General features: G+C 53.6%; 1 protein-coding gene. It reads left to right on the forward strand.

Features of this window, described 5'->3' with window-relative positions; translation table 11 throughout:
• Positions 1-88: 88 nt before the first annotated feature.
• A partial coding sequence (locus Q5762_RS37615) for a hypothetical protein (RefSeq protein ID WP_315896808.1) occupies positions 89-332 on the forward strand: 244 nt, incomplete at its 3' end.

Consider the following 332-nt stretch of genomic DNA (forward strand, 5'->3'; position numbering starts at 1 on the left):
GGATGCCGCAGAGGCCGCAGGCGTGCAGTACAGTCGCCTTAGCCAAATCCTACGAGGCGATGTAGCCAAGATTAGCTCCGATGCCCTAGTGAACGTGCTGGGCGGATTTGGCTATCGGCTGACCGGGATCACCGGCTCGGGCAATGGCACTGAGATTGTGCTGAGTCTGGATAAGGCTGAAGGCCAGGTTCTGCCGGAGATTGAAGCGCCGACTGCATCTTATACCTTGAATGTAGTAGAAGATGATGGCGGAGCTATTAAGGCTGATGGAATGAAGATTCTTCCTGATACTGCGATTTCAGTTGATGGCGGTTTTAGCGTGGGCTATGAGT

The organism is Streptomyces sp. P9(2023) (genome assembly GCF_032436795.1).
In the GTDB taxonomy this organism is placed as follows: domain Bacteria; phylum Actinomycetota; class Actinomycetes; order Streptomycetales; family Streptomycetaceae; genus Streptomyces.